The organism is Empedobacter sp. GD03739 (genome assembly GCF_029843245.1).
Taxonomy (GTDB): Bacteria; Bacteroidota; Bacteroidia; order Flavobacteriales; family Weeksellaceae; genus Empedobacter; species Empedobacter falsenii_B.
Map to the genome: position 1 here is coordinate 1 of NZ_JAOCHX010000027.1, position 21,663 is coordinate 21,663.

Annotated in this window: 19 protein-coding genes and 1 riboswitch; of the genes, 6 read left to right on the forward strand and 13 right to left on the reverse strand. The window is 32.0% G+C overall.

All coding sequences use genetic code 11. The annotated features are described in order from the left end of the window. The 3 genes from lnu(H) to arr all read right to left on the reverse strand — a co-directional run. Positions 1 to 781 (reverse strand): lincosamide nucleotidyltransferase Lnu(H) (lnu(H), locus tag N5E64_RS10005; protein WP_051021433.1); only part of this gene is annotated, 781 nt, incomplete at its 3' end. 287 nt (positions 782 to 1,068) lie between these two features. Continuing rightward, complete coding sequence (locus N5E64_RS10010) at positions 1,069 to 1,932, reverse strand: aminoglycoside 6-adenylyltransferase AadS (protein ID WP_003013318.1); 864 nt, start codon at positions 1,930 to 1,932, stop codon at positions 1,069 to 1,071. A gap of 178 nt (positions 1,933 to 2,110) precedes the next feature. Further along, positions 2,111 to 2,560, reverse strand: a complete 450-nt coding sequence (gene arr, locus N5E64_RS10015; RefSeq protein WP_280037412.1) for an NAD(+)--rifampin ADP-ribosyltransferase — start codon at positions 2,558 to 2,560, stop codon at positions 2,111 to 2,113. A 604-nt stretch (positions 2,561 to 3,164) separates the two neighbouring features. Here arr and N5E64_RS10020 point away from each other — a divergent pair. From N5E64_RS10020 to N5E64_RS10030, 3 genes are all read left to right on the forward strand, one after another. Then, entirely contained in the window at positions 3,165 to 3,806 is a 642-nt protein-coding gene (locus N5E64_RS10020) for a DUF6266 family protein (RefSeq protein ID WP_038337029.1), read from the forward strand. Positions 3,807 to 4,375: 569 nt separating this feature from the next. Further along, positions 4,376 to 4,582: a helix-turn-helix domain-containing protein gene (locus tag N5E64_RS10025; RefSeq protein ID WP_125349309.1), complete on the forward strand. Its 207-nt coding sequence runs from the start codon at positions 4,376 to 4,378 to the stop codon at positions 4,580 to 4,582. A gap of 146 nt (positions 4,583 to 4,728) precedes the next feature. Then, positions 4,729 to 5,175 (forward strand): hypothetical protein, encoded by a 447-nt coding sequence (locus N5E64_RS10030; RefSeq protein WP_280037414.1) that lies wholly within the window; start codon positions 4,729 to 4,731, stop codon positions 5,173 to 5,175. A gap of 155 nt (positions 5,176 to 5,330) precedes the next feature. Here the strand turns inward: N5E64_RS10030 and N5E64_RS10035 are convergent, their stop codons facing one another. Together N5E64_RS10035 and N5E64_RS10040 are read right to left on the reverse strand one after the other, a co-directional pair. Next, complete coding sequence (locus N5E64_RS10035; protein ID WP_125349231.1) at positions 5,331 to 7,280, reverse strand: oleate hydratase; 1,950 nt, start codon at positions 7,278 to 7,280, stop codon at positions 5,331 to 5,333. A 93-nt stretch (positions 7,281 to 7,373) separates the two neighbouring features. Beyond that, entirely contained in the window at positions 7,374 to 8,249 is an 876-nt protein-coding gene (locus N5E64_RS10040; protein ID WP_280037417.1) for a helix-turn-helix domain-containing protein, read from the reverse strand. Positions 8,250 to 8,542: 293 nt separating this feature from the next. Between N5E64_RS10040 and N5E64_RS10045 the strand changes: the two genes are divergently transcribed. Beyond that, positions 8,543 to 9,733, forward strand: a complete 1,191-nt coding sequence (locus tag N5E64_RS10045; protein ID WP_280037419.1) for an MFS transporter — start codon at positions 8,543 to 8,545, stop codon at positions 9,731 to 9,733. A 9-nt stretch (positions 9,734 to 9,742) separates the two neighbouring features. After that, positions 9,743 to 10,180 (forward strand): hypothetical protein, encoded by a 438-nt coding sequence (locus tag N5E64_RS10050; protein WP_115002102.1) that lies wholly within the window; start codon positions 9,743 to 9,745, stop codon positions 10,178 to 10,180. A gap of 51 nt (positions 10,181 to 10,231) precedes the next feature. On the opposite strand, the gene aceA is transcribed toward N5E64_RS10050, so the two are convergent. Together aceA and aceB are read right to left on the reverse strand one after the other, a co-directional pair. Further along, a complete protein-coding gene (gene aceA / locus N5E64_RS10055) occupies positions 10,232 to 11,509 on the reverse strand; it encodes an isocitrate lyase (RefSeq protein ID WP_257468114.1) in 1,278 nt (425 codons plus the stop codon). A 77-nt stretch (positions 11,510 to 11,586) separates the two neighbouring features. Further along, the gene (aceB, locus tag N5E64_RS10060) at positions 11,587 to 13,173 is read right to left on the reverse strand and encodes a malate synthase A (protein ID WP_280037421.1); all 1,587 of its coding nucleotides are present in this window, start codon (positions 13,171 to 13,173) and stop codon (positions 11,587 to 11,589) included. A 118-nt stretch (positions 13,174 to 13,291) separates the two neighbouring features. On the opposite strand from aceB, the gene N5E64_RS10065 reads away from it, so the two are divergent. Then, positions 13,292 to 14,779 (forward strand): helix-turn-helix domain-containing protein, encoded by a 1,488-nt coding sequence (locus tag N5E64_RS10065; RefSeq protein ID WP_125349236.1) that lies wholly within the window; start codon positions 13,292 to 13,294, stop codon positions 14,777 to 14,779. 57 nt (positions 14,780 to 14,836) lie between these two features. Here N5E64_RS10065 and N5E64_RS10070 read toward each other — a convergent pair whose 3' ends face one another. The 6 genes from N5E64_RS10070 to N5E64_RS10095 form a co-directional block, all read right to left on the reverse strand. After that, a complete protein-coding gene (locus tag N5E64_RS10070; protein WP_280037424.1) occupies positions 14,837 to 15,082 on the reverse strand; it encodes a hypothetical protein in 246 nt (81 codons plus the stop codon). 43 nt (positions 15,083 to 15,125) lie between these two features. After that, a riboswitch (SAM-I-IV-variant riboswitch) is annotated at positions 15,126 to 15,225 on the reverse strand. A gap of 67 nt (positions 15,226 to 15,292) precedes the next feature. Continuing rightward, the gene (locus N5E64_RS10075) at positions 15,293 to 17,182 is read right to left on the reverse strand and encodes an ABC-F family ATP-binding cassette domain-containing protein (RefSeq protein ID WP_280037426.1); all 1,890 of its coding nucleotides are present in this window, start codon (positions 17,180 to 17,182) and stop codon (positions 15,293 to 15,295) included. A 35-nt stretch (positions 17,183 to 17,217) separates the two neighbouring features. After that, positions 17,218 to 18,399, reverse strand: coding sequence for an ABC transporter permease (locus N5E64_RS10080; RefSeq protein ID WP_125349238.1), 1,182 nt, complete (start codon positions 18,397 to 18,399; stop codon positions 17,218 to 17,220). A 6-nt stretch (positions 18,400 to 18,405) separates the two neighbouring features. Next, positions 18,406 to 19,398, reverse strand: a complete 993-nt coding sequence (locus tag N5E64_RS10085) for an HlyD family secretion protein (RefSeq protein ID WP_125349239.1) — start codon at positions 19,396 to 19,398, stop codon at positions 18,406 to 18,408. Positions 19,399 to 19,402: 4 nt separating this feature from the next. Further along, on the reverse strand, positions 19,403 to 20,698 hold the full coding sequence (locus tag N5E64_RS10090) for a TolC family protein (protein ID WP_280037428.1): 1,296 nt from the start codon (positions 20,696 to 20,698) through the stop codon (positions 19,403 to 19,405). Between the two features lie 232 nt (positions 20,699 to 20,930). Continuing rightward, positions 20,931 to 21,605 (reverse strand): hypothetical protein, encoded by a 675-nt coding sequence (locus N5E64_RS10095; RefSeq protein ID WP_280037429.1) that lies wholly within the window; start codon positions 21,603 to 21,605, stop codon positions 20,931 to 20,933. Between the last annotated feature and the right edge of the window lie 58 nt (positions 21,606 to 21,663).

Genomic DNA, 21,663 nt, shown 5'->3' on the forward strand with positions numbered 1-21,663 from the left:
AGCGGTAGTTTTTTCTTATTTCATGTAGGATTTCTTTCATTTTTGGTTCAATATTTAGTTCGTCAAATAGTTTTTCCGATAAATTTAATGAGTTTTCAAAAGCTAAAATTATATTTTTAGGATTTAAATCCGATGTTACTGTTTTATACGCAAAATACCAAGTCGTATCAATATCCTTTTCAAGACTTTTAGTTGGACTTTCCCAATGTTGGGTTTTGTTTGTTCTTGCTCTAATAAGCCAAAGCAAATATTTCTGAACATTTGATAAACTATGATGAGCATGAGCAAATTCTTCTCGCTTAATTAAGTTGCTTGTTGTCAGTATAACATTCAGTAATGATTGACTTAACCACAAGATGTTTTCATTTGTTATTCTTTCGGGCGATTTCGTTTTGATTTGATTTAGTGTTTTCGTTAAATGTCCGTCTTTGTCGATTAGGTTCATTTGGTCAAAATCGCTAAATGCAACAATTCCGTCCCAAGATTTGATAATTTCAATTTCCTCCGTTTTTAAAAAATGAAATTCGCCTCTGACCATATTCTCAAAAATAGCAACTTCGCTTCCATATTCATTTGTAAAATATAATGCCACAGGATGAATTTGATTTACCCATTTTTCCGACGAGAAATTTTCTTTATTTTTTAAAAAGATGTAAAATTCGATATCAGAATATTTATCTCCTTCGCTTTTAGTAAATGAACCATACATAAAAACAGCGGAAACATTTTCGTCTTGTTGAGCTATAGATTTTGTTTTGTTAATCATTTGTAACTGCGTCATTTCTTCTAATTTTTAAAAGTTGATAATAGAAATTCTCACTGCTTTTTGAAAGCAATAAAAAAGTTTCACTTTTTTTATTTTGAACATTTACTTATAGCTTCATCGGATTATATTTTTTTATGTTCAACATTCTGTTTGGTAAAATTACCGCTAACGTGCCGCGTATTGGCGATGGGCGGGATTTTTAGCACTGAACTTTAATCAAAGAACAGAAGTTGAATTTTGCACTTCCGTTGATACGAAGCCGTTCAGCCCGCCTATTGCCAATACGATGTTGTACGACGTAGTTATGTTTTGGGTTTTAGTCCAGCTAAATATTTTCGTATGTCATTTTCTAATTTATCCGGGTATTTGTACTCTAATTTTTTTGACAATTCAGTTCCTATTTCTGAAACTAAATCAGTCATTGAAAATAGAGCAGTCCAATTTTCCTTTATATCGCTCCCTGAAAATGTTTGTTCTGTTTTAGCCCACATTTCCTGGTTAAGATACTTTTTGAAAAGTCGTCCATATTTATTGGTCGTTATGTTCCAATTGTGTTCACTTGCAATGTGCCATTCAATTAAAGGAATTAAATATTCTGTGCGAATAACGGTTTCCGACATAAATTTCGCATAGAATATTTCATCTCTCACAAGACACTTTGCCACGTAAGTTGTGTCCCACCAAAAATCGTTTATTAGATTTTGAAACTCTTTTTCAGACGGTTTTTTGATAATGGAAATTTGATAAGTTGGTTTCAGCATTTGCTTTGTAATACCATCTTTATCAATTAAAATTTTATAACCAATATCCCAATCTTCTGGTAATTCTTTCTCTTGCGTTTCCTTTATAAATTTTGATTTGCTGTAAAGTTTAAAATCTACTTTCACACCGTCTTCATAAAGTAGCATTTTCATTGCGTGTTTATGGTTAAAACAACTTTCGTCTTCTTCAATCATAGCAATTGGATTTCCGAATTTAAGCGTCCAGCTTTTGTCTGAAATGTAATTTGTATTATCCTCAAAAACAAATTCAATGTCTAAATCACTAAATTCGTCAACAAGTGCTAAAGGATTTACAAGTGAACTTGTCAGAAGAAGAACTCTTACATCTTCGTTTTTCTCCGACCATTCTATAATTGTTCTTAACTTTTCTTCTCTGACTTTCATTTTGTTTGGTTCGGTTTTACTATGTCGTACAACGTTTTCGGGCTTTGCGTTGGTGGGCTTTTGAAACCGTAAACTGTCTGCCAGCACCAATGTTTATTAATTGCTCAAATGTTTCTATTTGCACTGTCCGCCCACTAACGCAAAACCCGTGTTAGCGGTTCGTTGTTTTTGTCTTGGTCTACTCGTCATTTAGTGAATTAATTCCCTGTTCTTTTAGTTTCATTAATGCGTCTTTCATTGCTTTAACTTGTTCAGGTGGGTGTCCTTGCCAATTAGTAACTTCACCAACTATTTTAAACGGTTGTGTCGAACGATAAGATTTTGTCGGGTTGCCCGGGAATTTTTTGTCCGTTAAGTCAGGGTCGTCTTCAATTGGTCCAGTTGGTTCAACTAAATAAATTCTTTCTCGTTCTTCTCCAAATGCAAGTTCAGCACCCCAAATCGCAGCGTCTAATGTCGCGGAAAGGAAAATATATTTTGCATTTTTTCTTTGTCCGTAATTAGAGTTGAAACCAACTTCGATAAACTCACCAACTTTCAAGTCAGACCTTGTCCCGTGAAAATATGTCTGTGCGAAAGGTGTCGCACCGTGTCCGCTTGTTTTTTGGGCGCTGTTAGTTTTTTCCATTGTCATAATTTATTTTAAAATATTTTGTGTCTGTTCGCTTGTCGTCATACAATGACCGCTAACATTGTTTTTTCACGAAACTGATCTAGCTTTTGTTTCGTAAAAAATCAACTATATCCGCATTTCGTAAAATTAGAAGCAAATATAATTATTTTTTTGTAAATAAGATACTTATAAAAACAATATTCATGTATCACGAAATAATTTAATGTAGAATGTAATAATGAATGTATGGATAGCGAAACAAAGTATTCTTGCATCATTTTATTTTTACAATTTCAATTTCCTCCCACTTTTGTTCGTGTTTTCTTCGACCGTTCTTCGACGAGAATGCCGTTTTTCCGAAGATTCGTCGAACAATGGTCGAACAATGGTCGAACAAGACCAAAATTGACCAAAAATTCAACTTCTCTCTAGCTCTTATAAATAGGAGGTTAGCGAGGTTTTTATTTTGTTATATTACTATTATTGTGTAAAAAGCAACTGGACAAAAGTGGACAAATGCGGGCAGAGCAGGGCAAATGCGGGCACAAAATTGTGTTTTTGTAAATGGTGTTGTTTCTGTTGCTAACTTTATGAATATTAACAATAAAAACTTGCAATTATGGCAGAAATTAAAAAAGGAATCCTTGGTGGATTCTCAGGAAAAGTAGGAACTGTAGTAGGCGTTAATTGGCGCGGCAAAGACATTATCCGTAGTTTGCCAAAAAAATCTAAAAGCCAACCTACTGATTTGCAATTGATGCAACAAATCAAATTTAAGAAAATTATTGGTTTTTTGCAACCAATTCGTCTTATTCTTAATTTATATTTTGGGAATAGAGTCGGGCTAAAATCGCGCTACAACATCGCGACTTCTTATATGCTGAACAATGCATTGGAAATGGAGAATGGTTTACCTGTTATTGTATTAGAGCGTGTATTGGTGTCGAAAGGCGATTTGGTTGGCTTTTTACAACCTACGATAGAGACGGCAGGTGGGGATAGTTTCCAAATGAATTGGGAAGATAATTCTGGGCAAGGCAATGCGCAACCTTCGGATTTTGTGAATCTTGTTTGTTATTGCGAGGAACTAAATTCGTTCGAAGTGTTTCAGAATGTTGTAACTCGTGATTCTATGATTATACATATTACTTTACCAACATATTACAATGGCAAAAAAGTGAATTTTTGGGCGTTTCTGAATAGTGAAACAAAGGCTATGGCGAGTACCAGTATTTATCTTGGCGAGTATATGGTTGTGTAAAGGTAGTAGTAAGGTAGTAGTAAAATGAAGTTCGTTGATTGGAGTGATTTTTCGGTACAATACTTTGTTTAACGGCGTAGAAGAGTGAAGAAGAATCGTATCGAAAATAGAATTTTATAGATGTTGTTCAAATTTATTTTGACCACATAGAAACATAGTTTTAGTTGTGATGGCTTATAAAGATTAGTTGAAAATACGAATAGGTAGACTACTAATTGGAAAGCAAAATCATTTGGGTCTATGTTTCTATGTGGTATTTTTTTTGCAAAGTGAATATGTGTTTTTTTTTCAACTTTATGTTTGGTGTAAAATTCTGGGAGAACCTTGCTTGTATTTATGGTTTTAATCCTAAAACTGTTCAACGATACATTGGTTTATTGTCGAACATAATCGATTTGAGTACTCTACAAAAAGTAGGGTGATAGCTAGATTTCGTGTAAAGGAATATTGTTTGTTTGGTAAATATTTGGTTATTAAGTATTAATTTTATAAATTAGTACATCTTAACATCAACTAAATATATGAAAAATGATTTATTTTTACAAAACGATGGAGAGGCATTAAAGGATATGAAGCTCCTGCTGATAGAATTCCAAAAAACTTTTCTACTATTAGAAGAAAATCAGAAATTCTATGATAACGCAGACCTAAAAAGTTTGCTTAACGTGAGTGACAAAACGTTGTATAGGATGAGGAAAACGAATAAGATTCCTTATATAAAATTTGGAAATAAATTTTATTATCCAAAACAGTTCTTTAACCAAATGGCTCTTTGATAAGAGCTTTTTTTGTGGGGTATTGGGAGTGGTTGAGATTTTGTATATTGGAATGTTGTTGAATGAAATATAGAAATGACAACTTTTTTGTAAAACAGGTTTTGTTTATTCTTGTAAAGAAATATTGTTAAGTTTAATTTTGTAAAATGACCCTGACTGATAGTATTGGAAAAATTATAACCGAAATAAAATATTGTTATAACCCAGAAAATAAATATGGATTACAGGAGTTTGAGTCTTTTATAAAAATTGATAATGATAAACTAATTCAAATTCCTTACTTTCCAACAGAAGAATGGAATGAAAGTGAAACTTTAAAAAAGTTTGAATTAGCAAGGAAAGTTGAATCTAAACTAATAGAATTAATTTTAAATTTAAAAATCATTAATTATCATTTTAAATATTTCGAAAATGAACTTGATGAAATGGAGAAAGCAATAATTGAGCTTGAAAATGGACTATATATTACTGAGAAAAATGGACCATTTGGATTAACTGATGTTGATTTGCATAGTATGCATACAATAGAATTTCTAAAATTAAAGGAAAATATTGAATCAGAATTTGAAATAAAACCTTTAATAATTCAATAATAATATCACTATAGCTAATATTTATTAATAAAAGCTGGTATAGTTTTTAAATAGAAAAAATATAGTAATACTCAAAAAGCTTCTAAATCACTAAAGATTTAGAAGCTTTTATTAGTTTTATAGCATTGGTATTCAGGATTGAATTGTGGGTGATTTTAACCTCTAAAATGTCCTACCCATTCTTTGAATTTACCAAATTGTTCTAATAGAAAAGATTCTTTTTCTTCTTCCTCTTGTGGTGAATCTGATCCAATAGGTAGAATATGTTCAAAATAAGTTCCCTTTAAAACTTTATTCAATAAACCTTCACCCATGAATGGTTTATCATCGTTCAACGTTTTAGTTGCTTTTAATAAATGACGAATGTCGTATTGTAATGGATTAATGTCTGGAACTTGCTTATTTAAATTAAGTAATTCATAAACTGCAATACGTGCGGTACGAACAGAACTTTCCATTGTGAAAACTACATCGTTATTGGTTTCTACAAATTGACCTACTAAACCTAGATTCTTACACTCATCTGGAACTACTTGTGGGCGGTCTCCTTTTGCTCTAGGCATAAACATAGATGTGATGTAAGGCATATAAGCAGAACGAGTGATTGTATTCTCAATAACGTCGTCTATTTGGTCTTCAATTCCTAAATGATAACATAATTCTGTTAGGATTTCGTTTCCTGTACAAGTAGGCATTGTTTTCTTAATGTAGTTTCCTTCTTTATCCATAAATAATGCATAAACCCAAAGAACTAAAATATCATCTGGTTGTGTAGGAAAATGTGGTTGACGATTACACGTAAAACTCATTAACCAATTAGAATCTGTAATTGTAATAATTCCGCCTGTAACTGTTTGACCTGAATATGGATCATTAACAGAATATTCTTTTAGTTTTTCTACTAATGCAGAAGGTTTACAAGTTAAAGTAACAGATTCCCATGAAGATTTTTCAATATTCCCACAAAATTTTTCTGGACGACCAAAAACAGGAGATTTAGCAGAAAGGTTTTTCCATAGTTTCCACCCTGCACTTTGACCACTAGTATTATTATCTATCGCTAAAACTGGTGCCGTTGTATTATCTCCATACGCAGTATCTTCAGTCATAGAACCAGTAGTTACAATAACATAATCATTTGGTGTGACAGGAATAATTACATCTTGTCCATCTTGTTCTGTTATAATTCCTTTGACTACTTTTCCTTCTGTATTAATTAATAAATCTAAATCTTTAACCAGTGTATTTAACTGAATTTTTACTCCTTTTTCTTTTAACCATTTACCTAATGGCGTAACAAAAGTGTCGTATTGATTGTATTTAGGAAATACCAATGAAGAAAGATCATTTAAACCATCAATCGCATGTAAAAAGCGATGCATATATAATTTGAATTCTAGTAAACTATGCCAATTCTCAAAGGCAAACATTGTACGCCAAAATGTCCAGAAATTACTTTCTAAGAATGATTGATTAAAATAATCTTCAATCGTTATGTCGTCCAATTCTTCTTTTTTCTTTAACAAAAGTTTGATAATAGCTAATTGATCTTTCTTATTCAAACCAAATTTACTAAAGTCTTTTACTTTCCCTTTTTCATGAATTAAACGTGCAATAGAATAATTAGAATCATTATCATTTACTAATCTATATTCGTCTAAAACACTATAAGGTTCTGGTAACTCTAATGCAGGAATGTCTTGGAAAATATCCCATAAATTCTCGTAGGTACAATCCATTTCTCGACCTCCTCGAATTATGTAACCATCTTTTGCATTTCCAGCTCCATCTAACGAACCTCCTTCTACCTGAAGTTGTTCTATAAATGTGATATTCTCTGGAGTGAAATGTCCGTCTCTAATAAAATAATAGGCAGTAGCTAAACCTGCAATACCACTTCCCACAATATATACCTTACTGTCCTTATAAGATTTTGTAGGAATTCCTTTATTGCGTTGGTAATTTCCTATTTGATCAGAGAAGGGATAAGATTTTTCTGGAGTGTTTCTTGGTGTTTCTTTACTTGCATCTGGTTGATGATCAATATTTCCGTAGATAGTAGAATGATTTAAAACGTTGTCAAATTTTGAAGTAACTTTATCCATAATTATTTATTTTAAGATTCTAGAATAAAATTACGCTTTATTACTTTTCTAAAGTATCCCGAAATTCGTCATTTGTATCCCAAATTTCTTTTTTTATATATGTTGTTGTTTTCTATATTGTTGAGGAGAAGTTGAAGTGTATTTTTTAAAAAACCGACCAAAAGATGAAGAAGAGTTGAAACCTAGATCTAATGCTATTTGGACAATTGTTTTCTCTGAGTAGCCAAGCAAAACATACGCTTCTTTTAATAAATACTCGTCAATAATAACATGTGGAGTTTTCTTAGTTGCTTTTTTTACAAGGTGAATCAAATATTTATTTGTAATAAACAATTGATCTGCATAAAACTGTACGTCTTTGTGAGCGATAACATTTTCTTGAACAAGTTGTGTAAACTTACAAAATAGAGTGTTGATTTCGCGGGAATAATTTTTATTTACTTTTGAATATTGTTCAGCAATTATAGAGGCAGATTCAAGAAGTAAAGTAAAAATAATCGATCGAATAATATCTTCTAAGAACAAAACATTTCTTTCTCGTTGTTCTTGAAGATAATTGATTAACATTAAAAGATGATTCGCATCTTTTTTATTTGCCTTACAAACTGTAAAGTTTTGATGTGTAAACAAATTAAGTTTATCAATAAAGAAAGGATTAGAAATGTTTTTAAGGAGAAAATTTTTCTCAAAAAATAACAATTTCATTCTAAAATTAGAGTTAGTATCTAGAATTTTCAAAACAGTAGAAGGAGCAGAAATCAAGAATTCGTTTTGAGTAATAAAATATTTCTGAGAATCTATCTCAACTTCTATCGAGCCAGATAAACAAATACAAAATGCATAAAAGTCGATTCGAAAAGATCTTTCAGGAAACGCAAAAATTGGATTTCCTGATGAGATATAATATAGTTTATTACAATTTACGCCATAAAAAGACAAGGTCTCTTTTAGGTTTTCATAGTTTTTCATGCTTGAAAATAATAGTTGGTCAGATCGTTTTTTTAGGGTAGTAGAATTGATATAGCAAAAATAAGAATTGTTTAGTAAGTAATTAAATACAATAAGGTATTTTAACTGTATTCTAATGTAAAAGTTATTTTCATATCAACTAAGTAGTTCTTAAATAAGAAATTTCATGAATATAATCAATGAAATATCGGCTAACAATGTTGAATGATGTAGTAATTTTTTGTAACAAGTAATACTTTTGGATTGTGTAGTTTGTTTCGGTTAAGATAAATTACCTTTGCAAAAAATCCGTTATGTTTTCTGCCATTAATAAAAAATTAAATTTAGATCCCGTTTATAATCTCCATTTTATTTTAATGTGTTTGAGTTCGTTGTTGTTTTCAGCGAGTTTTAATATGATGATTCCCGAGCTACCTGCTTATTTAAGCAGCATGGGAGGAGCAGAATACAAAGGATTTATTATTGCATTATTTACCTTGACAGCGGGAATTTCGAGACCTTTTAGTGGAAAATTAACCGATAAAGTGGGGCGGGTACCTATTATGGCAGTCGGTTCTATTGTCTGTTTTGTGTGCGGAATTTTATATCCTGTTTTAACAACCGTTTCAGGTTTTTTATTTTTGAGATTGGTACACGGCTTTTCGACAGGTTTCAAACCCACTGCAACAGCAGCTTATATTGCAGATATTATTCCGCGCGAACGTTGGGGCGAAGCATTGGGCTTGCACGGAATTTGTTTCAGTATCGGAATGGCAATTGGACCTGCATTGGGAAGTACAATTACATTATATACATCGATTAATGTGATGTTTTTTACGTCTTCGTTTTTTGCATTATTATCGATATTGATTTTATTCAATATGAAAGAGACCTTGCAAAATAAACAAAAATTTTCGTTCGGATTATTAAAGATTTCGAAGCAAGATGTTTTTGCAAAAGAAGCTTTGCCAGCGGCATTGATTACGTTTCTTTCGTATGTTGCTTATGGTTCTATATTGACATTAATTCCAGATTGGACCGAACATTTAGGTTTTCAAAATAAAGGGGTTTTCTTTATGGTATTTACAATATCATCTATGATGGTTCGTTTCTTTGCAGGTAAGATATCTGACCAAAAAGGGCGTGTGTTGGTGATAAAATTAGGCTTAGTTTTATTGATTATTGCATTGGTATTTTTGGCTTCTATTGATGCAAAAATAGGGTTGATTTTAGGGGGGGTGATGTATGGCATTTCAACCGGAATTCTTTCACCTGCACTAAATGCTTGGACAATAGATTTTAGTAAACCTGATGAACGTGGAAAGGCGATGGCAACAATGTATATTGCGATGGAAGCGGGGATAGGACTTGGAGCATTGTGTGCGGGTTGGTATTTTCAGGATTATTTGGATCGCATTCCGATGGTGATTTATGTTTCGGCATTTATCTGTCTTTTGGGAACCATTTACATGCTGAGATTTAAGAATAAGCCTCAAACAATTTAATTGAAAGAAATGAAAGCAGAATTATATCAATTTATAGCACAACAAATCGAAGATAAAATAACGTATTTGAATGGTTTGATTGACGATTTGCGCGCCTCGAACAACGATACCAAAAGTAGTATGGGCGATAAGTACGAAACATCGCGCGAAATGATGCAACAGGAAATTACTCGAATTCAAAACCAATTGAATGAAGTTTTAATTCAGCAAGACGTGTTTTCTAAAATAAAAATTGTGGAGAACAAAACCATTGGTTTAGGTAGTTATGTTGAAACTACGATGGGAAATTTCTGTATGGCGTGTAGTTTTGGGGAAATTATTTTCGAGAATAAAAAGATTTTTGTTCTATCAACTCAAACCCCTTTGGCTAGAATCTTGGTTGGGAAATCGGAACAAGATTCGTTCGAAATGAATGGAAAAGTTTTTGTAATTAGTAAAATTAATTAAGATAAAAAAGGACGTAGTTGCGGTACGTCCTTTCTAATTGAAAAGTATGTATTAGAATTGTGCGGCTTCCGTACTTTCGGCCATAGCTGTAGTAGATGAAATGCCTTGTTGCACTGTGTTTTGTACGTAATCGAAATATTGTGTTCCTACAAAAGATTGGTGTTTTACAGCTGCAAAACCTTCTTCTTGTAACGCAAATTCTTTTTCTTGTAATGCCGAATATCCCGCCATTCCTTTGGCTTTGTATGCACGTGATAACTCGAACATAGAGGTATTCATCGCATGGAAACCAGCTAAAGTGATGAATTGGAATTTGTATCCCATTTCAGCTAAATCTTCGCGAAATGTTTCCATTTGAGCTTCTGTTAAATGTTTTGCCCAATTAAATGAAGGCGAACAATTATAGGCTAACATCTGATTTGGATATTTTTCTCGAATCGCTTGTGCAAATTCTCTTGCCATTCCAAGATCTGGATTAGATGTTTCCATCCAAATTAAATCAGCATAAGGCGCATAGCTTAAACCTCGATTAATTCCTTGTTCCAAACCATTTCTCACATTGTAAAAACCTTCAGAAGTTCTACTTCCTTGTATAATAAAAGGTTGATCTCTTTCATCAATATCCGAAGTAATCAAATTCGCAGCTTCTGCATCAGTTCTGGCAACCAATAGAGTAGGAACGCCGCAAACATCTGCTGCTAAACGAGCTGCAACCAATTTGTTAATTGCTTCTTGTGTTGGAACTAAAACTTTTCCTCCAAGATGACCACATTTTTTGGCTGATGACAATTGATCTTCGAAATGAACGCCAGCAGCACCAGCTTCTATCATTTGTTTCATCAATTCATAAGCATTCAAGTTTCCTCCAAATCCAGCTTCTGCATCGGCAACAATTGGTACCATATAATCAATGTTTCCCTGTTCGGTAACAGATTGTATTTCATCGCGACGACGCAACGCATTGTTAATACGTTTTATCACCATTGGAACCGAATTGGCTGGATACAATGATTGATCTGGATACATTTCTGCCGAAAGATTTGCATCTGCAGCAACTTGCCATCCCGAAAGATAGATTGCATCTAAACCAGCTTGCACTTCTTGTATGGCTTGATTACCATTCAAAGCGCCTAAACCCGCCATAAATGGCTTCGAATTTAAACCTTCCCAAAGTTTCTTAGCACCTAATCTTGCTAAAGTGTAATCGATGTCCAAAGAACCTCTTAATCGAATAACATCTTCTGCTGAATAAGGACGAACAATGTCTGTCCAGCGTGGATTAGTTTCCCAATCCTGCCGAATCTTTTGAATTCTTTCTTGATTGCTCATAATTGTGTTTTTTGTGTTTTGTTTATGAATGTGTGTTGTGTGTGTATTTCTTTTTGTGTGTGTCTGGTTATAAGGGCTTAATCAATATACTTATAGGCTTCTAATGTTAAAAATTCGGTAAACTTGTGCGATAAAACTAATTCGTCAAAGATTGAAATAGCTTCTTCAAATCTTCCGTTCAAATAGTTTTCCTCACCAACTAATTTTTTTATTTTTTGAACCTCTTCGGCTCTTAATTTTTTGTATTTGTCACTGTTAAATTCGCATCCGTTTTCTAACGTAATCGACTGGCTTAACCATTGCCAAACCTGCGTACGAGAGATTTCTGCTGTTGCTGCGTCTTCCATTAAGTTATATAAAGCTGCGGCACCTTTTCCAGATAACCAACTTTCGATGTATAAAATTCCGACATTAATATTGTCTCGAATCCCTTGCTCTGTAACTGTTCCTTTTGGCAATTCTAACAAAGCCTCGGCAGTTGTTACAACATCTTCTCGCTTATTGTCAATTTGATTAGCTTGTGGCATATATTCGTCAAAAATATCTTTTGCGACTTTTACCAAAGCAGGATGCGCAACCCACGTTCCATCGTGTCCATTTTTTACTTCGCGAAGTTTATCATTCTTCACTTTTTCAAAGGCAATTTCATTGACTTTTTCATCATTCTTAATCGGAATTTGAGCAGCCATTCCACCAATTGCATGTATGTTTCGTTTATGACAACGTTGGATAACTGCTTGCGAATATGCAGCCATAAAAGGCGAAGTCATCGTAACTTGTGAACGATCTGGAACAATAAAATTTGGGTGTTTCTTAAATTTTTTGATATAAGAAAATATATAATCCCAACGACCGCAGTTAAGGCCTGCGATGTGGTCTTTTAATTCGTAAATAATTTCATCTAACTGAAAAGAAGCTGTTATAGTTTCGATCAAAACTGTAGCTTTAATCGTAGCTTGTGGAATGTTTAAATAATTTTGTGCGAAAACAAAAACATCGTTCCACCAGCGTGCTTCTAGGTGATGTTCTAATTTAGGAAGATAGAAATAAGGCCCACTTTGCTTGGAAAGTAACGTGTGTGCATTATGGAAAAAATATAAACCAAAGTCAAATAGTGAGCCTGATATTTCTTGTTTATCTATTATGATATTCTTTTCATTCAAATGTAAACCTCTCGGTCTTACAAGCAAGACAGCAGTCTTTTCGTTTAATTGATACTTTTTTCCATTATTTTCGAATGAAATAGTACCATTTACAGCATCTCTTAAATTTTGTTGTCCTTGAAGATTGTTATCCCATGTAGGAGAATTACTATCTTCAAAATCGGCCATAAATGTTTTAGCGCCAGAATTTAACGCGTTAATTACCATTTTACGGTCAACAGGACCAGTTATCTCAACGCGTCTGTCTTGTAAATCAGCTGGAATAGGAGCTGCTGTCCAATCGCCATTTCTGATTTCTTTTGTTTCTGACAAAAAAGTTGGAAAATTACCCAAATCAAAAAAGATTTGTCTTTCTTGTCGATTCGCCAAAAGTTCTAAACGTCTTTCGTTGAAATTTTTGTGTAAAGCTGTTAAAAATTTAACCGCTTCGGTTGTCAAAATATCTGGATAACTATCCAGCTTATTCTGCGATAATTTTAATTCACTTGTAATAGTATCCATTTTTTTGTGTTTTTGTTGTAATTTTGGTTTTGGTTATTCGAGCGGAATTTTACTTCCAGCGAACGTTCGCTAAATTATAAAAATTCGTTTACATTTACCAAATATTTTTGAAAAAATTATGCAAGAAGAATACATTAAATTAATTTTTGGGTTAAAACTAAAACAATTAAGAACGGCTAAAGATTTGTCGTTGTTTAAGTTATCTAAGTTAACTGGACTTTCGAAATCGTATTTGAATGAGATCGAAAAAGGTAAAAAATATCCAAAAACTGATAAAATTGTTGCTCTTGCCGAAGCGTTGGAAATTCCTTATGATGAGATAGTTTCTTTAAAATTGGATAAGAATTTAGCGCCAGTCGCTGAGATTCTACAATCAAATTTATTGCAAGAAATTCCTTTGGAACTCTTCGGAATTGAAGAAAGAGATTTAATTGAGATCATTTCTAACGCACCAATGAAGGTAAATGCGTTCATTTCTACGTTGATTGAAATAGGTAATAATTACAATCTTACACGCGAAAGTTTTTTCTTGGCTTCGTTGAGGTCTTTTCAGGAAGCAAATGATAATTATTTCCCTGAAATTGAAAAATCTGCAAAGAGTTTTTTACAAGAATATTTGATTGAATCAGAAGATTTTGTAAAAAATGAAACGATGGAAGAAATTCTGAAAGAAGAATATAATTATACCATTCTTTATGAAGATTTCACTTCGTTAGGAGGGAAGGATTTAGCGAAATTACGTTCTATTTTTATCAAAGAGAAAAAGCTGTTGTATATCAATATTAATTCTGACAATGATCAAAAACGATTTATTTTAGCGAAAGAATTAGGCTATAATTATCTTGATTTGAAGGAACGTTTGTATACATTTTCGTGGGCAAGTTTTGATAATTTTGATCAATTGTTAAACAATTTTTATGCATCTTATTTTGCTGGAGCTTTGTTGTTACCAGAAGAAAAACTGTTGAAGGATATGCAGAATTTGTTTGCTATAGAGCATCATGATTTGTCTAAATTTCAAGAAATTCTTGGAAAATATACCGAATCACCTGAAACGGTTTATCAACGAATGACAAATTTGTTACCCAAACATTTTAATATTCGTGATTTGTTTTTCTTGCGTTTGTCAGCAAAAGTTGGTTCAAATTCATATAAATTAACGAAAGAACTTCATCTTAATCAACAACAATCGCCACAAGCAAATGAAACGGATGAGCATTATTGTCGTCGTTGGGTTTCGTTAAATGTTTTGAAAGAATTGGAAAAACATCAAGATGATCATCATGAGATTTCTGCACAAATTTCGTTGTATCCGTTCAATAATAATCAAAAATATTATGTAATTTCTTCTGCAACGAAAGATCCATTCAATCCAAATTATTTACGAAGCGTAACGATTGGTGTATTGTACAAATCAGCTCAACGTAAAGTGAAATTTATGAATGATCCCTCAATTCCTGTAAAAGAAGTTGCGGTTACGTGTGAAAATTGTGGTATGAAAGACTGTGCTGAACGTGTTGCTGAACCAATTCGTTTTGAAAAAGATATCCGAAATAAACGATTAAATGTTACGATTAATGATTTTATAAAAGAGCAGAGTAAGTAATATTATCTACCGTAAAATAAAAAGGAGAACTTGTTTCAAGTTTTCCTTTTTTTATGTTTAATCTAAATATTCTAATCTATTTTCAATTAATATTACATAATGTTGAAGCGAAAATGTGTTTCCTCTTTCTATGGTTGTGCAATCAAAATTACGGAATTGTAATTCGTTGAATAATGTTTTGACATAACATCTTCTTGCAGAATTCCAAGAACTGTTTCCTACATTTTGATTAAAGCGTTCGATTAATTCGTTGTCAGTTAATTCACGAAATAATACGACAAATTCATTTTTTAGATTTTCCATTGTTTTAATTTTTTAATGATAAAAACAACAGGATAGAGTGGAGAATAACCTTTTATTTTGGCGTTTGCCCTCATTCTATACCACCGTAGCGCGGTTTTGGCTCGGTTGGTGTTCTGATTTTTCAGAAACTCCTGATGATTGATAGAGTAAATATAGGCATAAATTTTAAAAACAAAAAAAGGAACTCAAAAAAGTTCCTTTTCAATATTTTTATTCGGATAATTCTAACCAACGGAATTCTTTTTCTTCTAATTCGTCTACAATTTTTTGTAGTTCATCTCCAATAGTTGTGATTTTGTCGTAGCCTAAATTTGGATCAGAAAGTAAATTCGTTAATTCTTCTTTCTTGGCTTCAAGAATTGGTAAAGATTTATTAATTTCTTCTAATTCTCGTTGTTCTTTAAACGATAATTTTTTTGGTTTTGTCTCTACAATCTTCTCTTTCGATTCAACTTTTTCCTGAATAACGATTTCTTTTTCAACCTTTTTATCGTCAGTTACAGGCTTGTTTTTATTCTCGATGTGATATTCTGTATATGTTCCCATATAACGAGAAATTTTTCCTTCGCCTTCAAAAATCATCAATTCATCGACCACTTTATCCATAAAATATCTATCGTGGGAAACAACTAATAAACAACCTTGATATTCTTCTAAGAAACTTTCAAGAACCGTTAAAGTAGGTAAATCTAAATCGTTTGTTGGCTCATCAAGAATCAAAAAGTTAGGATTTTTATACAAAATTGCTAATAATTGCAGACGTTTTTTCTCTCCACCACTTAACTTTGAGATAAAAGTATGTTGTTGTTCTGGCGTAAATAAAAACATTTCTAAGAATTGCTCTGCACGCATTTCTTTTCCATTTGCAAGCGGGAAAAAATCTGCGATATCTTTTACAAATTCAATGACACGTTCGTCGCCTTTAAATTCGATTCCATCTTGTTTAAAGTGTCCAATATTTAAGGTTTCTCCACGTTCAATTGTTCCAGAGTCCATCGTTTCGATTCCTTCTAACATTTTCAAGAAAGTGGTTTTTCCAACACCATTTTTTCCGACTAAACCAATTTTTCCACCACGAGCGAAAATATAAGAGAAATCATCTAAAATTTTCTTTTGACCAAATGCTTTCGAAACATGTTCCATTTCGATGATTTTTTGACCCAAACGCGTCATCACCATTTCTAATTTTACTTGTTGATCGACAATTTTATGTTTAGCCACTTTTTCAGTATCATAAAACGCATCAATACGAGATTTAGACTTTGTTGTACGCGCTTGCGGTTGACGACGCATCCATTCAATCTCTTTACGATAAAGGTTTTTCGCTTTGTCAATTGTTGCATTTTGATTTTCGATACGCAATGCTTTGTTCGTAATATACGTTTCGTAATTTCCCGAATGTACATACAATGTTTTGTCCTCCATTTCGAGAATTTTGGTACAAATTGCATCTAAGAAATAACGATCGTGCGTAACCAAAATCAATGTTTTGTTTTCTTTGTTCAAGAAATATTCAAGCCATTCCACCATTTCAATATCCAAATGGTTGGTAGGCTCATCTAAAATCAAAAGAACATATCCAGTTTCGAAGCTTAAATCAATCAAAAATTTTGCTAAAGAAATACGTTTGCGCTGACCACCAGAAAGTTTTCCAATTTTTTGATCCAAGAAATCAATTTTCAATTTTGATAAAATTTCCTTGATTGTTGGTTCAACTTTCCATGCATCTAAAACATCCATTTTTCCCATTAAATCAATTAAATCAGGATTTGTTGGATCATTTTCGATCATGTTTTCATATTGTCGAACAACATCTAAAACTTCATTCGAATGATTGAAAATATATTCTTCACTTTTCAAGTTTTCGTCAAAGTCATCACTTTGATCCAACATCAAGATTTTAACACCTTTATTTGGACGAACTTCGCCAGAATCGGCAGTTTCTAATCCAGCTAAAATTTTAAGTAAAGTAGATTTTCCACTTCCATTTTTTGCTACGAATGCGATTTGGTCTCCTTCATTTACATGAAAATTTACATCTTCAAATAAAGTTCTGATTCCGTATGATTTGGTTAGATTTTCAACTGTAAGAAAATTCATGGTTTATTATCTGTTTTGTAAATTAAAAAAAGATGCTAAATCTTTTCTGTTTCGATTTGTTTCATCGATTGTTTAGCTTTTCTTATTTTAACGATTAGAATAGCCAAAGATAAGACAAAGCAAATACTTCCTATTACAATTAGATTATTTAAATGTGGTTGAATTAACGCAGGATCGCCTTTTTCGATGAAAAGTATTCGGAATATTTTCAAATAATGTGTTAATGGAATGCAATCTGCAATTGCTTGAATCCATTTTGGCATTTGACTTAAAGGCCATGTAAATCCACTTAAAATGAAACTTGGTGTTGCAACAACCATCAAAACTTCGGTTGCTTTTAATTGGCTTGGAAGGAGAATGCTGACTAAAAATCCTAAAAAACAAACGGCTAAAATAAATGCAAGAGAAGAAGTGAAGAATGGCCAAAATTCGGTTTCTAATTTCATGTCATAAAACATTCCGAACCAATAATACAGCATATATATAAATACTGACATAAATAAATAAGGGAAGGTTTTGACAAATAAAATGGTAAATGGATTGGATGATTTTGAGATTAATTCATTAAATGTTCTGTTCTCAAATTCTGAAGCAAATGAAAGTGCTAAACCTAATAATAAAACCTGTTGCAAAACGGTTAATAAAACACCTGGAAGCATAAAATATAAATAGTTTCCACTTCTGATATTTTGGCGAATCATGGTAGATTTGAACGGTTCGTAGCTTTGTGTTGCAATATATTCTGGAACGCCTTGTTTTCGAGCTGTTTCTATTGAAATTCCGGCTTTCATTGTTGTTAGAACTGTCGTAATTGCGATTGCCGCTGTATTAGAAGTTAACGTGTTTGAAGCATTTACAAAATAAGCAATTTCGGGTAATTTTTTTTGTTGTACATCAGACTGAAAGTTTCGAGGAATGACAACCACAACTTCAGCTCCGATTGCTAAAGCTTTATTCTTAGAATCAAATGTTGAAGGTAAAACTTCAGCAACTTTCACCGATTCATTTTCATCCAACATCTGAATAATTTTTTGACTTGTCGTCGTACGATCTTCGTCTACAACAATAATTGGTAAATCGGTTACATTTCCTTTTTTATAAACATTTCCGATCAGGACACCATACATAATAGGAGCTCCCAAGAATAAAATTGGTAAAACAGGATTCTTGAAGAAAAGTTTGAATTCTCGTATAATTAAATGAAAAATCGTTTTCATCAGAATTTATTTAGCGTTAAGATCTAAAACTACATTTGCTTTTGTCAATAGTTGAGCAGCTTGTTTATAGTCAACAGGAACAACTTTCACTTCATATTGCGATTGTTGTTGATCAATATCAGGATAAGCAGTTGAAATATTAGCATACGAATTAAGCACTTTTATCGAAACAATTTTACCTTTCAAAACCATATTATTTTTATAAGGAACTTTTAAATTGACGATTTGATTTTTTTGCAATTGTCCGATTTTATTCTCAGGAATTGTAAATCTAAAAAATGTAGTTTCTTCTAAAATTCCGGTTGCAATAGAATATCCAGCCAAAGCTAATTCTCCAACTTTTAGATTAATTGTTTCAACCGTCATATCTTGTGGTGCTTTGATGTATCTTTCCGCCTCAGCAACATCTACTTCTTGCAAAGCTCCCAAAGCACGCTCTTTTTGTCCCAAAGCCATTTGTTGTTGCTCTACACGCGCACCATTTTCGGCATCAGCTAATTCCGCTTTTGCAGCTAAATATTGGTTTTTAGCGCCTTGATATTTAGCATAAACTTCATCATAACTTTGTTGTGGAACAAGACTATCTCGAAGCATATTTTTTAGTCGATGATTTGATTTTTCTGCATAATCTAATTGCTCTTTCAAGCCAGCAACTTTTGCACGCAATTGTTTCAATTGATTATCTGTAGCACCTTTTTTCGCCATTTCGTATTGAGCTTCGGCAGAATTTACAGCACCTTCTGCTTGACTTTTCTTCGCATCAACTTCTGGTAATTGTAAGATAAAAAGCGTTTGTCCTTTTTTTACTTCATCACCTTCGTGAACTAATATTTGATCTATTTTTCCTGGAATTTTTGTTACAACGCTAATTTGATCGCGCTCAATTTTACCTTGAAAAATAGTTTGCTCTTCTTTTTTATTTTCCTTGTCAGATGATTTACAATTTGTAAAAAGTATTAATCCGCTTAAAGCAAAAATATAGTATAGTGTATTTTTCATGATTTTAATTTGATAATTGATTAAATAATTCTCCAGAAGTTTGAAGTAATTCGTAGGTTTTAGAGCGTTGATCTAAGATTTGAGCATAATAACCTAAATTGACTTTGTAATAATCATTTTCGGCAGCCAAACGTTCGGTTACATCTATTAATCCTTCTTGAAATCGTCTTGAAGCGATTTCTAAATTATTTGTTGCAATGGTATTTTGTTGATTATTTACTTTCAATTTTTCAGTAGAAGTTTCATAATCAATTTTGTTTTTACTTAATAATAAATTCAGTTTTTCTTGCGAATTTCTCAACTTGTTTTCATTTATTAAAATGTCAGTTTTTGCTTGTGCTAATTTATTTTTGTGTTGTCCGCCATCCAACAATTCCCACTTTGCGCCAATACCAATCAAAATATTAGGGAACATCGAAAATTGGTTCATTTTTAAATTAACATCACCTAATACATCACCATCTTTTAATTTGAAATGACTTCCAAAAATTGAGGTGTAATTGGTATTCGCGAATGCAAAAACTTGCGGTAAATGTGAACCTTTTTCCTTTTGATACAGAAATTCGTAAGCTTTTACAGAGTGTTCAAGTGCTTTCAATTCTTTTTTATTTTCTAAAGTATAGCTTGAAGCAAGAATATCAATAGGTGTAAGTTCGTATTGAATTTGTTGAAGATCTTGTTCAGATAGATGCGTCAACATTTCTAATTTTTTGTATAGCAATTGTCGATTACCATTCAGTTCTACTTGTCGAGCTTCTAATTCTAGCATTGCTAATTTTATTTTTTCACGATCGTATGGAATAGCTAAACCATTTTGAATTGCTTTCTGCACTTTAAGATGTTCTTTATCCAATCGTTTTGCAGAATTTGAAATTAATTCTTCTACTTTGACCAATAACATCAATTGATCATAAGTTTGTAAAATATCTTTGGTTATAGTTTCTTTTTCGGCTTCTTTCAAATAATCTAAAGCAGTACTTTTTTCCTGAATAGCATTCAACGCATTTGGAATTTGTAATCCCGAAAATATAATTTGAGTAGCGTTAACTCCCACAGTAAATAATCCTGCTGAGGTATTGAATCTTTGATTACCCGAAAACAATTCTGTTGACAAAATATCGATTGATTTGGTTGGAATATCGATGATTCCGTTCGAGTTTAGATAACCACCCAGTGCAATTGCAGATAAATTTGGTTGTCGTTTACCTTTTACTTCGTCATATTGGTAATTGTTTTTTTCGACTTCCAGTTGTTTATTTTTTAATTCATAACTTGACTCAATCGCTTTTTCAACAGGCAATCGAAGTTGTGATCAATCAATTGTTGTGCAAATCCCGAAATAGAAGTCAATAATGGAATAAAAGATAAATATCGAATAATAAGCATCCTATAATTTTTGACTAAAATTAACAAAAAATATACCATGAATAAAAGTCAATATTAGAATGTCATTAAAAATAAAAATCCTGAAACTTTTTAAGGGTTCAGGACTTCCAAAAGTTGCCAAAAAAATGGCGCATAGTTCAATGTATTTAATATTTATTATCAATAATATCCAACGTTTCGTTTAATGATTCTTTCATCATTTTCTCTAAATAATCCGTCGTACTTTTATTGATTGTTTCGTCTATATATTTAGTTCCACCAATTGTTTCGCTATATTTTAAAGCATTATTTTTAAGGTCTAAAATATTAATATAGACATATGTTTTTGCGATGTATTTCTGTTTGTTGGCAGGATCATAATCAAGACCCGATTTTACATTAATCAAAACTAAATCATCTTGATTAATCGCTTTTTTTAAATCATTAAATTTAACTTGATTTACATTTTCCTTTGTGATTAATTCATTCGGAACTAAATTTTTATCAAATCTATCAATCATTTGATAAGTGTACTTGTTGTCGTTTAATATTTTTTCAGATTTATCACGAATTACTTTTACAATATCAAATTTAGAATTTATTTGTTTGAGCTGGTTTTCAATTGATTTTGAATCAATGTTTTGATCTAAATTTTGAGAATTATGATCAAAAAAACCAAGGGAATCTATGTTAATGAGAACACCAACTTTGTTTACAGGAACGTCTAAAGCATTTTCGTAAGTTACCGTATTAAGTGCTAATTCTTTTGGAGCTTCTTTTTTTTGCTCGCAAGATTGGGTAAAAAACAATACCCCAACAATAAAATAAACTAATTTTTTCATACACTATCCTATTACCTCTTTAAAGGTAGTGATTTATAATGTTTTATAATAAAATTAT

Excerpts from the sequence above, each read along its gene's own strand:
- N5E64_RS10010 (WP_003013318.1), bottom strand. The coding sequence starts at position 1,932 with ATGAAAGTCAGAGAAGAAAAGTTAAGAACAATTATAGAATGGTCGGAG.
- arr (WP_280037412.1), bottom strand. The coding sequence starts at position 2,560 with ATGGAAAAAACTAACAGCGCCCAAAAAACAAGCGGACACGGTGCGACA.
- N5E64_RS10020 (WP_038337029.1), top strand. The coding sequence starts at position 3,165 with ATGGCAGAAATTAAAAAAGGAATCCTTGGTGGATTCTCAGGAAAAGTA.
- N5E64_RS10025 (WP_125349309.1), top strand. The coding sequence starts at position 4,376 with ATGAAGCTCCTGCTGATAGAATTCCAAAAAACTTTTCTACTATTAGAA.
- N5E64_RS10030 (WP_280037414.1), top strand. The coding sequence starts at position 4,729 with ATGACCCTGACTGATAGTATTGGAAAAATTATAACCGAAATAAAATAT.
- N5E64_RS10035 (WP_125349231.1), bottom strand. The coding sequence starts at position 7,280 with ATGGATAAAGTTACTTCAAAATTTGACAACGTTTTAAATCATTCTACT.
- N5E64_RS10040 (WP_280037417.1), bottom strand. The coding sequence starts at position 8,249 with ATGAAAAACTATGAAAACCTAAAAGAGACCTTGTCTTTTTATGGCGTA.
- N5E64_RS10045 (WP_280037419.1), top strand. The coding sequence starts at position 8,543 with ATGTTTTCTGCCATTAATAAAAAATTAAATTTAGATCCCGTTTATAAT.
- N5E64_RS10050 (WP_115002102.1), top strand. The coding sequence starts at position 9,743 with ATGAAAGCAGAATTATATCAATTTATAGCACAACAAATCGAAGATAAA.
- aceA (WP_257468114.1), bottom strand. The coding sequence starts at position 11,509 with ATGAGCAATCAAGAAAGAATTCAAAAGATTCGGCAGGATTGGGAAACT.
- aceB (WP_280037421.1), bottom strand. The coding sequence starts at position 13,173 with ATGGATACTATTACAAGTGAATTAAAATTATCGCAGAATAAGCTGGAT.
- N5E64_RS10065 (WP_125349236.1), top strand. The coding sequence starts at position 13,292 with ATGCAAGAAGAATACATTAAATTAATTTTTGGGTTAAAACTAAAACAA.
- N5E64_RS10070 (WP_280037424.1), bottom strand. The coding sequence starts at position 15,082 with ATGGAAAATCTAAAAAATGAATTTGTCGTATTATTTCGTGAATTAACT.
- N5E64_RS10075 (WP_280037426.1), bottom strand. The coding sequence starts at position 17,182 with ATGAATTTTCTTACAGTTGAAAATCTAACCAAATCATACGGAATCAGA.
- N5E64_RS10080 (WP_125349238.1), bottom strand. The coding sequence starts at position 18,399 with ATGAAAACGATTTTTCATTTAATTATACGAGAATTCAAACTTTTCTTC.
- N5E64_RS10085 (WP_125349239.1), bottom strand. The coding sequence starts at position 19,398 with ATGAAAAATACACTATACTATATTTTTGCTTTAAGCGGATTAATACTT.
- N5E64_RS10095 (WP_280037429.1), bottom strand. The coding sequence starts at position 21,605 with ATGAAAAAATTAGTTTATTTTATTGTTGGGGTATTGTTTTTTACCCAA.